Genomic DNA, 9,304 nt, shown 5'->3' with positions numbered 1-9,304 from the left:
GATCATCAATGACTGGGGGCACACGATCATGCCCAAGAACCGGACCGGCCCACCATCCATCCTGCCGGATATCTGGTGTACTTATAAGCTAACGGGGGTCGAGTACGACCACATGAAAGCCACTGTCCTCGCTGAGGTTATCACTCCAGCCCACTGACGGAAATTATCGTTGATCTAGCCCGGGGAAGCGCATCTCTTCACCATACCCCTCCCCCGTATCCACGCGAGGCGAACAGACCGGCTTGACCCATACCCCTATGGGGTATATAACTAAAAGTAGTTTACGATGAAAAAACGAGGTAAAGCGCATGACGACGACGCATGAAAATCCCGGCCCACACGGCTACTCCTCCTCCAAAGAGGCGTACCTCAAACGTTTGGCGCGCATTGAAGGACAAGTACGCGGCATACGGCGAATGGTTGAGGATGACACCTACTGCATTGATTTGCTGACACAGATTTCGGCGGTCAACAAGGCTATGCACTCATTGAGTCTCGGCTTGGTGACCGACCACATGAATCACTGCGTCATCGACGCCGTTGCGTCGGGTGACGAAGCAGTAATCGAAGAAAAAGTACAAGAAGTCTCGGCCACTATCGGTCGACTCCTGCGTTAGAAAAGGACAAACATTCATGGCACAAACCACTCTGAAACTCGAAGGCCTGACCTGCCAGGGCTGCGTCGGCTCCGTCACTGACGAGCTGCAGTCCCTACCCGGCGTCACCGACGTCAACATCGATCTGGTCAACGGTGGCGTATCCACCGCAACCGTGACGTCTAACCCCACTCCCTCAACCCAGCAGCTGCACGACGCGGTAGCCGAAGCTGGCTACACCGTGGTCGACTAGCAGCTGGCCTCAAAACGAAGGATTCCCATGACTACCCAAACGAACGACAGCCGTGAAGTGCAACTGGATATCAGTGGCATGTCATGCGCGTCGTGCGTGGGCCGGGTGGAACGCCAGCTCGAAAAAATCGACGGCGTCGAAGCCTCGGTCAACCTGCCACTCAACCAGGCCTACCTCAAGGTACCTGCGGGACTGGAAGATCGAATTTTGATCGACGCGGTCTCCACCGCTGGTTATGATGCTGCAGTCCACGGCGATCAACCACCGGTATCAGACGATGATTCCGATGAAGACACGCACGAAGACCCAAAAGTCGATGACGCCCCGGGTGTGGCCGAGCTGAAGCCTCGCCTGATTGTCTCAGCTGTGCTGACCGTTCCGCTGTTCTTGATCTCCATGTTCACGGTCTTCCAGTTCCCACACTGGGGTTGGGTAGCCATGGCACTTTCGTTACCCATCACGTTTTGGGGTGGCTGGCCATTCCACCGTGGCGCGATGAAGGCTGCGCGGCACGGCAACTCGACCATGGACACACTGGTGTCGATCGGTGTGACTGCGGCCTGGGTGTATTCGACCGTCGAACTGGCACTCAACCCAACGATGACGCTCGCCGCGGGAACACACGACCATACGCTGTATTACGAAACCGCCGGTGTCGTCACCACCTTCTTATTGCTAGGACGCTACCTTGAAGCTCGTGCGAAAAACCGCGCCGGTGAGGCACTGCGTTCGCTGCTAAACCTGGCCGCAAATAAAGCGACCGTCCTGCGCGACGGCCAAGAAGTCGTCATTGATGCGGCCAAACTCCAGGTCGGCGATGAGCTCGTCGTTCGTCCCGGCGAAAAGATCGCAACCGACGGGTTTGTCGTCGCAGGTCATTCGGCCATTGATACCTCGCTCATCACCGGCGAATCAGTGCCGGTCGAAGTCTCCGAAAGCGACACCGTCACGGGTGCGACCATCAACACTTCCGGACGCTTGATCGTCCGCGCGACCCGTACTGGCTCCAATACGACCCTGGCACAGATGGGAAAGCTGGTCTCCCGAGCCCAGTCTGAAAAAGCACCGATTGCCCGCCTGGCCGACCGAATCTCTGCGGTATTCGTACCAATCGTGTTGGTCATCGCGCTCATCACGTTGGCCGCATGGCTCATGTTCGGGGACCCTGCCACCGCATTCCGTGCGGCAGTGACTGTCTTGATCATCGCCTGCCCGTGTGCCCTCGGCTTAGCCACCCCGATTGGTCTACTGGCCGGTACCGGCCGTGCATCACAAATGGGCATTTTGATCAGCGGTCCGCAGGTGCTGGAAGACTCCCGCGGCGTGGATACCGTGGTGTTGGATAAAACCGGCACCATCACTAAAGGTGAAATGGCCGTCTCCGATGTCCTGACCTTCGAGGATCGCAACGTCGACGAAGTCCTGGTGGCCGCAGCTGCCGTTGAACTGGGATCCGAGCACCCGATCGCTCACGCCATCGTGACGGCGGGCAAGAACGTGACCGAGTTGCCAGAGGTCACCGAATTCGTATCCACCGCTGGTGGCGGGGTCATTGGGACCGTGTCGATGCATGGCACCCACTATCGTGTCGCTGCCGGACGCTCCACATTCATCGTTGAACATACTGGCGAACTCACCTCGGCCCAAGACCAAGCGCTGGCCGATGCGGAAGCAGCAGGGGCGACGGCCATTTGGGTTGCGATCGATGGTCAACTGGCCGGGATCATTTCCCTGCAGGACCAGATCAAAGACACGTCAGCGCAAGCGATCGCTGAGTTGAAAAACATGGGCATCACCCCGATGCTACTGACCGGCGATAATGAGTCAGTCGCTCGCCAGGTTGCTGCCGAAGTCGGTATCGACCCCGACGACGTGTTCGCGGGTGTCCGTCCTGATGACAAGGTTGACAAGGTCAAAACACTCCAGGGCCAAGGCAAGACGGTCGCGATGGCCGGTGATGGCGTCAACGATGCTCCCGCACTGGCGCAAGCGGATCTTGGAATCGCCATGGGATCAGGAACTGATGTCGCTCGTGAAGCAGCTGACATTACCGTCATGGGTTCATCGCTGACCCAGGTCTCACAATCGCTGCAGTTATCCCGCAAGACGCTGCGCATTATCCGGACTAACCTCTTCTGGGCGTTCGCCTACAACACTGCCGGCATTCCGATCGCAGCCTTCGGTCTACTCAACCCGATGTTTGCCGGTGCTGCGATGGCCGCATCATCGGTACTGGTTGTACTCAATTCCCTGCGACTGACTCGCTTCGGCCGCTGACGGGTGAGATTGCACAAGGTGTTGACCCCGCTCGGCGGTGGTGAGACGGTCCACGAAACGGGCCGCCACCGCCGCCGTCTGGTTGTCTCGGTCAAAACTCGGGTTCAGTTCGGCGATATCAGCGTGCACGAGTTTGCCTGACGCTGCCACGTGATCGATCACTGCGGACACCAGTGGCAGCGGCACACCATAGGCCGCCGGTGCGCTGACCGCCGGTGCGGTTGCTGCCGGCAGCACGTCCAAATCAATGGTCAGGTAGACGACATCCACCTGCTCGAGCAACTGTGCCACGGCAGCGCCGGCTTCGCTTGGATAGGTGATCCAACGATCATCGGTAATCCACCGTATGCCAGTATCTTTGGCCCGATTGAACAGCTCAGCAGTATTCGAGGCCTCGGCGATACCAAGCGCGGTGACCTGTGTTTGCGCACCAGACTGTGCTTCGGCCGCCATGATTTGCGCGAACCCGGTGCCCGAAGTCGCCTGCTCATCCGACCGGTTATCCAAGTGGGCATCCAGGTTAATAATGCCCAGCCGTGCATTCGGGTACGCGCCGCGCACACCCAGATAGGAAGCCCAGGCAAGCTCGTGGCCACCGCCCAGCCCGACGGTCAGTTTTCGTTGCTGCAACAGTTGTGACAGTGCTTGCCCGTAGCGTTGCTGGGCGGATTCCAGCTCCCCATCGGAGACGATGACGTCCCCACCATCGAAAAGTGGGACCTCATGATGCACAGCCATTGACCCCAGTGCGGAACGGATGGCTGCCGGACCTTCTGCAGCACCGGTGCGACCTTGGTTGCGGCGAACACCCTCATCGGAGACGAATCCCAGCAGCGCGAAACCCGCTTGCGCATTGTCGACCGGGGCGATCGTTGAGTGCCAACGCTTCTGTTGTTGCCCGGAACCATCGTGACGGCCGGTCCAGGTGGGGAAAGCAAATTCTGTCATGGCTCCAGCTTAGAACGCTGCGAGCGCCACACGAAACATCTACGCCCGCTGTTTCTTGCCGGGCCCGAGCGTGAAGTACCACGTGTAGAAGCCGATCCACCCGGTGGCGAAGATGCCCGTTTTGCCTGCCGCACTGATGCCCATCCGATCTGCGAGTTTGCCGAGCCCGGCCACGCCGCCGGTCACCGCGAGGAATCGCACCATCCGCGCCGGCACAGACAGTGCCATGAACCGGCCAAAGTCTGCCTCACCATGGGCCAGCGTGCGGGCATAAATTTTATAAGGCACGCCCCGCGTCGGGCCCAGTACCAGTGCCGACCAACCCTGCTCATCGAGCTGGCGCTCTACTGTGGCCACCATCTGCGCAGACACCCCGGGAACCGAGGTCAAGATGTTTTCGGTATCCTCAGGTCGCATCTGCTGGGCCACCTTGAACGTCGTAGCCCCTCCGATCAGTGCACCGGCGAGCGCTGAGACCGTCGTCGCCATGCCATGTTTGGGACGGTGGAGTGCTAACCAACTCGTCCAGACGTCTGGCACGACAAAGAATAGTGTGGCTTCAGCGGTACCCCATGTAGCGGCAATACCGTGGTCAACCGATGGACGGAACACCTGGCACCAACTCCAAGATCAAGGTGGTCAAGAATCTCTAGGTTTCAGCCTAGCTCAGCGCCTACACTGGAGCAGTACTTCCACTCCTGATCCCATCGAGGAATCATGTCAGAACCACAACCACCACATGGCACGGACCGCCGAGCCATCCGGCAGCGTTCCACGGGCTGGGCAGCCACGTTGGCCGACGTCATGTACGCCGCCAAACTCACGCCCAACAAAGTATCCGTGGGTTCGGTGCTGTTTGCGGCACTGGGTGCGGCGAGCTTTATCGCATCAGCATTGGTCACCACCGACGGGGCACGGGCCGCGTGGCTTATCGTCGCTGCCCTGTGTATCCCGTTGCGGTTACTGCTCAACATGTTGGATGGCATGCTTGCCGTCGAGAAGGGCCTGCACACACCCACCGGGGATCTCTTCAACGAGGTGCCCGACCGTCTCGCTGATCTGCTGTTACTCGCCGCCGCGGGATACGCGACTGTCGGTGTCTGGCAGGCTGCCGGCGTTGACTGGGGTGTGGTGATCGGGTGGGCTGCAGCCGCTGCGGCTATCCTGACCGCCTATGTTCGCACCCTGGGCGCAGCCAATGGGGTCGGCAACTTCTTCGAGGGGCCCATGGCCAAACCGGCCCGCATGTGGGTGCTCGTGGTGGCCAGCCTCGCGTCGCTGTTTGAACCACTCTTCGACCGGCACGGACTGTTCGTAGCACTCGGCTTGGCCGTGATCTTACTGGGCTCGATCATCACCGTCATGGTGCGACTCAAGCACATTGCCACAGCACTGCACGCGAGAGAGGATGCGACCCCATGAAAGTTTCGAATGTGTTCCGGCGTGGGCTCTCGGGGTTGATCACCACTGCCTCGGGTGCACGGCCCACTGCAGAAGGAGCCGATGGTGGCGAACCACAGTTCCCACCGCAGGCCATCTATTATGCGAATCATTCATCGCACCTGGATTTTGTCACCCTGTGGGCCATTATGCCCGCCGAGCTCCAGCCCCGCGTGCGGCCAATTGCCGCGGCCGACTATTGGGGTTCGGGTCTCAAGAAATCCATTGCCACCCGCATCTTCAATGCTCACCTGGTGCATCGGTCCAATGATCGCCCGCATACACGTGCTGATGCTCGTACCAGTCGCCAAACCGATTCGGGCAGCTCACCGAAAACCAGTCAGCTCACCGGCATGACGGAAATCCTGGATGCCGGGGATTCGCTCATCATTTTTCCGGAAGGAACCCGGGGCCCTGGCGACGAGGTCGCAACGTTCCAAGCGGGGCTCTACCGGCTGGCGTGCCACGCACCCGATGTGCCCGTCGTACCGGTCACGCTGAAAAATTTAGGACGCATGCTCCCCAAAGGCGAGATCATCCCGGTCCCCCATCTCTCCCAAGTCGTCGTGCATAAGCCGCTACATGTGGAGCCGACAGAATCCCAGGAAGACTTCCTCACCCGGGCGCGTGCCGTATTGGTCCACGAGCTGCAGTCAAAACCGCAGACTGAAGGAGACACCGAATGATCGGTCTGATAGATTCCACCGTCATCTGGTTATTCGTCGGGATCGGTGGCATTCTCGTATTAGCCACCGCCATCGCCGCAATCCTCGGTATTGCCAACCGCGGCAAAGACAATTCGACGCTGAAAAACCTGAACCAACGCATCGCCGCGTGGTGGATCATGGCCGTTGGTTTGGCCGCGACGCTACTGATCGGTGAGACCGCTGTCATTGTGTTGTTTCTGGTGCTGTCATTTCTTGCGCTGCGTGAGTTCCTCACGATCGCCCCGACGCACCGGTCGGATCATAAGACCCTTATCTGGCTGGTCTACATCATTCCGGTGATCAACTACTGGTTTCTTTGGGAACACTGGTACGGGGCGTTTGCCGTGCTCATCCCCGTCTACGCGTTTTTATTCTTGCCGATCCGTAACGCACTGGCCGGTGACACCAGCAATTTCTTGCAGCGGGCCGCACTGATCCAATGGGCGCTGATGGTGTGTGTCTACGCCATCAGCCACATACCGGCCATCATGCAGCTGCCGGTGATGATGGATATGGGCCGCGAGGCCGCAGAAGGGGCCCCGCTTGGCTCGGGTGGTGCCCAGGGTGCATTGCTGATGTTGTTCCTCGTGGTGGTGGTTCAACTTTCTGATGTGTTCCAGTACGTGTGGGGCAAGACGCTGGGCAAACATCCGGTCGCGCCGTCGGTTTCGCCCAATAAAACGTGGGAGGGACTCATCGGTGGCGTGCTCACCGCAACGGCCATTGGTGCCGCCCTGTGGTGGATCACGCCGTTTACGTGGTGGCAAGCGGCCATGCTGGCGTTCGTCTCGTGTCTGATGGGATTCTTTGGTGGCTTGGTGATGTCGTCCATCAAACGCGACCGTGGCGTCAAGGACTTTGGTGCAACGATCGCCGGACACGGCGGCATCATGGATCGTTTAGATTCCCTGAGCTTCTCGGCTCCGGTGTTTTTCCACCTGGTCCGGTTTTTCTTCACAACCTAGCGGGTCAAGACACCAAAGTATAGCTAGTTGAACTCAGCGTCGCGTTTAGCCATCCCACTCCACGGCAGTGACACTTTCGACCAGCCCAGATAACGTTGCCCGAGGCCAGGTCTTCATCTGAACGCGCTGTCGGCTATAAGACGTTTACCCGGCGCCCCGAAACCATAGAGAATCCACGATAGACACCGAACCGGATATTAGGTAACAAGAGGTTCTGGATGCATCACAGGAATAGCGATCGCTCTGGGGCACATACCTCAGAGCAACCGCTATCCTCTGTCCGCGTAGCCCCACGTCAGTATTCAATCACCACGCGGCCATCGATCGTACCGTTGCGCATCTCGTCGAAAATACCGTTGAGATCTTCCAGCGGGCGACGCTGATACGTTGGTTTGATCTTGCCAGCGGCATAGAGCTCCAACGCTTCAATCATGTCCTGACGCGTCCCTACAATCGAGCCTCGGACCGTCAGTCCGTTTAGCACGACATCGAATACAGACACATCGAACTTACCTGGCGGGAGACCATTAAAGACGATCGTGCCACCACGACGTGACATACCAATTGCCTGACTGAACGCTTGTTCGTGGACAGCCGTCACGAGAACTCCGTGAGCGCCGCCAACCTGTTTTTGAACTTCAGCAGCTGGATCGGACTCGGCTGCATTGATGGCTATCTCGGCACCATGTTTTTGGGCTAGTTCTAACTTGTCATGGGTAATATCAACTGCTATAACGCGCAAACCCATGGCGACTGCATATTGCACCGCCAGGTGCCCTAACCCACCAATGCCGGAGATCACGACCCAATTACCGGGCTGAGCTTCGGTTTCTTTCAACCCCTTATAGACGGTAACGCCTGCGCACAAGACGGGACCGACTTCATATGGATCCGCACCCTGAGGAATCTTCGGGGCATATCGCGTATCAATGAGCATATATTCGCCGAACGAGCCATCCGTCGAATATCCACCATTCACTTGCTCGTGACAGAGTGTCTCCCAGCCTCGTCGACAGTATTCACAGTTGCCGCAGGCACTCCAGAGCCATGCGTTACCTGCTACATCTCCGACCTCAAAATTGACTGCGTCTTCGCCTAGCTCTTCAACAACCCCCACGCCTTCGTGCCCAGGGATGAAGGGTGGTGATGGCTTGACCGGCCAGTCTCCCTCCATGGCATGGAGGTCCGTGTGACACACCCCGGTTGAAATCAATTTCACCAGCGCCTGGTACTTGCCGGGTTTTGGTTTTTCAGTGTTCTCGATCTCAACGGAGTCGCCAAATTCCTTAACAACTGCGGCTTTCATAGACATAAGTACATGCTCCTAGCTTTACCAGATGTGATGAACCAGTTGCGCCTTGAACGGCGTCATGTCACTGCCCTCGCGTATAGGTGTCGTAGAGCATTCGTATTCCTTCGAACGAATTCACCCAGACGCTCAGTTAGTGATGTACAACACATTAGCCACGGGTGGGTTGCATCAACGTTGCAATCGCACCGCAAGCTGCTAGCTATCTATTCGAGGGGCCTGGTGGCGGGCCGCGCTGTTGGCGTTCGTCTCGTGCTTGATGGGATCCTTTGGTGGCTTGGTGATGTCGTCCATCAAACGCGACCGTGATGTCAAGGACTTTGGTGCCACGATCGCCGGACATGGCGGCACATGGATCGTTTAGATTCCCTGAGCTTCTCGGCTCCGGTATTTTTCCACCTGGTCCGGTTTTTCTTCACGACCTAGGCAATCAAGAAGGCTTTCGCACCAGTCACGCACTGTTCAATAGCGTCCAGCGACGTAGCGGTATCCACGACCAGTTGAATCCGCCCTGAGCACCCCGGTCCGTGTGATACACAACCTGGTCAGAGTGGAAATACCCCTGGTCTCGGGCCATCTGCAACGCGCCAATGCATAGATCGGTGCGCATATGATTGGCGGTATTCCACCCGATGACCATCCCGGTACATAAATCAATGACGGTAGCCAAATACAACCAGCCCTGCCCTGCTTGGATTCCAGTCATCGTTGCAACACTCTGAAGTTCAGAGGTGTGTGATGGTCGAGCGGCCAAGAGGAAAAGCTAATCCGCAATACAAAGCCAAAGAACGTGAAGCGTTCTTCCGACG

11 protein-coding genes are annotated in these 9,304 nt (G+C 58.1%); 7 read left to right on the top strand and 4 right to left on the bottom strand.

The genetic code is table 11. The features are described from left to right. Nucleotides 1-308 precede the first annotated feature (308 nt). Genes ACYVJT_RS14620 through ACYVJT_RS14610 form a run of 3 tightly spaced genes read left to right on the top strand, consistent with a single transcriptional unit; the run spans nucleotide 309 to nucleotide 3,126 of the window. On the top strand, nucleotides 309-617 hold the full coding sequence (locus tag ACYVJT_RS14620) for a metal-sensitive transcriptional regulator (protein ID WP_343957302.1): 309 nt from the start codon (nucleotides 309-311) through the stop codon (nucleotides 615-617). 16 nt (nucleotides 618-633) lie between these two features. Continuing rightward, complete coding sequence (locus tag ACYVJT_RS14615) at nucleotides 634-849, top strand: heavy-metal-associated domain-containing protein (protein WP_343957300.1); 216 nt, start codon at nucleotides 634-636, stop codon at nucleotides 847-849. A gap of 27 nt (nucleotides 850-876) precedes the next feature. Continuing rightward, nucleotides 877-3,126 carry a heavy metal translocating P-type ATPase gene (locus ACYVJT_RS14610; RefSeq protein ID WP_343957298.1) on the top strand — a complete coding sequence of 750 codons (2,250 nt, stop codon included), beginning with the start codon at nucleotides 877-879 and terminating at the stop codon, nucleotides 3,124-3,126. Here ACYVJT_RS14610 and hutG read toward each other — a convergent pair. Next, nucleotides 3,073-4,074 (bottom strand): formimidoylglutamase, encoded by a 1,002-nt coding sequence (gene hutG, locus ACYVJT_RS14605; protein WP_343957296.1) that lies wholly within the window; start codon nucleotides 4,072-4,074, stop codon nucleotides 3,073-3,075. The two genes, ACYVJT_RS14610 and hutG, sit on opposite strands and share 54 nt — an antisense overlap. Before the next feature lie 39 nt (nucleotides 4,075-4,113). Next, nucleotides 4,114-4,686, bottom strand: a complete 573-nt coding sequence (locus tag ACYVJT_RS14600) for a hypothetical protein (protein ID WP_343957294.1) — start codon at nucleotides 4,684-4,686, stop codon at nucleotides 4,114-4,116. Nucleotides 4,687-4,791: 105 nt separating this feature from the next. Between ACYVJT_RS14600 and ACYVJT_RS14595 the strand changes: the two genes are divergently transcribed. Genes ACYVJT_RS14595 through ACYVJT_RS14585 form a run of 3 tightly spaced genes read left to right on the top strand, consistent with a single transcriptional unit; the run spans nucleotide 4,792 to nucleotide 7,186 of the window. Further along, on the top strand, nucleotides 4,792-5,496 hold the full coding sequence (locus ACYVJT_RS14595; RefSeq protein WP_343957292.1) for a CDP-alcohol phosphatidyltransferase family protein: 705 nt from the start codon (nucleotides 4,792-4,794) through the stop codon (nucleotides 5,494-5,496). Beyond that, entirely contained in the window at nucleotides 5,493-6,200 is a 708-nt protein-coding gene (locus ACYVJT_RS14590) for a lysophospholipid acyltransferase family protein (RefSeq protein WP_343957290.1), read from the top strand. Before ACYVJT_RS14595 ends, ACYVJT_RS14590 begins: the two co-directional genes overlap by 4 nt. Further along, nucleotides 6,197-7,186, top strand: coding sequence for a phosphatidate cytidylyltransferase (locus tag ACYVJT_RS14585; protein ID WP_343957288.1), 990 nt, complete (start codon nucleotides 6,197-6,199; stop codon nucleotides 7,184-7,186). The genes ACYVJT_RS14590 and ACYVJT_RS14585 overlap by 4 nt, the downstream gene beginning before the upstream one ends. 295 nt (nucleotides 7,187-7,481) lie before the next feature. On the opposite strand, the gene adhP is transcribed toward ACYVJT_RS14585, so the two are convergent. Beyond that, on the bottom strand, nucleotides 7,482-8,492 hold the full coding sequence (gene adhP, locus ACYVJT_RS14580; protein ID WP_343957304.1) for an alcohol dehydrogenase AdhP: 1,011 nt from the start codon (nucleotides 8,490-8,492) through the stop codon (nucleotides 7,482-7,484). Nucleotides 8,493-8,754: 262 nt separating this feature from the next. Between adhP and ACYVJT_RS14575 the strand changes: the two genes are divergently transcribed. After that, nucleotides 8,755-8,859 (top strand): phosphatidate cytidylyltransferase, encoded by a 105-nt coding sequence (locus ACYVJT_RS14575; RefSeq protein ID WP_343957286.1) that lies wholly within the window; start codon nucleotides 8,755-8,757, stop codon nucleotides 8,857-8,859. An 87-nt stretch (nucleotides 8,860-8,946) separates the two neighbouring features. On the opposite strand, the gene ACYVJT_RS14570 is transcribed toward ACYVJT_RS14575, so the two are convergent. After that, a complete protein-coding gene (locus ACYVJT_RS14570) occupies nucleotides 8,947-9,201 on the bottom strand; it encodes a DDE-type integrase/transposase/recombinase (protein ID WP_343957283.1) in 255 nt (84 codons plus the stop codon). Nucleotides 9,202-9,304: the final 103 nt, after the last annotated feature.

The organism is Yaniella soli, from assembly GCF_054782375.1.
Note: the sequence above shows the minus strand (reverse complement) of the source record. Positions and strands in the feature narration are given on the sequence as shown.

Excerpts from the sequence above, each read along its gene's own strand:
- ACYVJT_RS14620 (WP_343957302.1), top strand. The coding sequence starts at position 309 with ATGACGACGACGCATGAAAATCCCGGCCCACACGGCTACTCCTCCTCC.
- ACYVJT_RS14615 (WP_343957300.1), top strand. The coding sequence starts at position 634 with ATGGCACAAACCACTCTGAAACTCGAAGGCCTGACCTGCCAGGGCTGC.
- ACYVJT_RS14610 (WP_343957298.1), top strand. The coding sequence starts at position 877 with ATGACTACCCAAACGAACGACAGCCGTGAAGTGCAACTGGATATCAGT.
- hutG (WP_343957296.1), bottom strand. The coding sequence starts at position 4,074 with ATGACAGAATTTGCTTTCCCCACCTGGACCGGCCGTCACGATGGTTCC.
- ACYVJT_RS14595 (WP_343957292.1), top strand. The coding sequence starts at position 4,792 with ATGTCAGAACCACAACCACCACATGGCACGGACCGCCGAGCCATCCGG.
- ACYVJT_RS14590 (WP_343957290.1), top strand. The coding sequence starts at position 5,493 with ATGAAAGTTTCGAATGTGTTCCGGCGTGGGCTCTCGGGGTTGATCACC.
- ACYVJT_RS14585 (WP_343957288.1), top strand. The coding sequence starts at position 6,197 with ATGATCGGTCTGATAGATTCCACCGTCATCTGGTTATTCGTCGGGATC.
- adhP (WP_343957304.1), bottom strand. The coding sequence starts at position 8,492 with ATGAAAGCCGCAGTTGTTAAGGAATTTGGCGACTCCGTTGAGATCGAG.
- ACYVJT_RS14575 (WP_343957286.1), top strand. The coding sequence starts at position 8,755 with ATGGGATCCTTTGGTGGCTTGGTGATGTCGTCCATCAAACGCGACCGT.
- ACYVJT_RS14570 (WP_343957283.1), bottom strand. The coding sequence starts at position 9,201 with ATGACTGGAATCCAAGCAGGGCAGGGCTGGTTGTATTTGGCTACCGTC.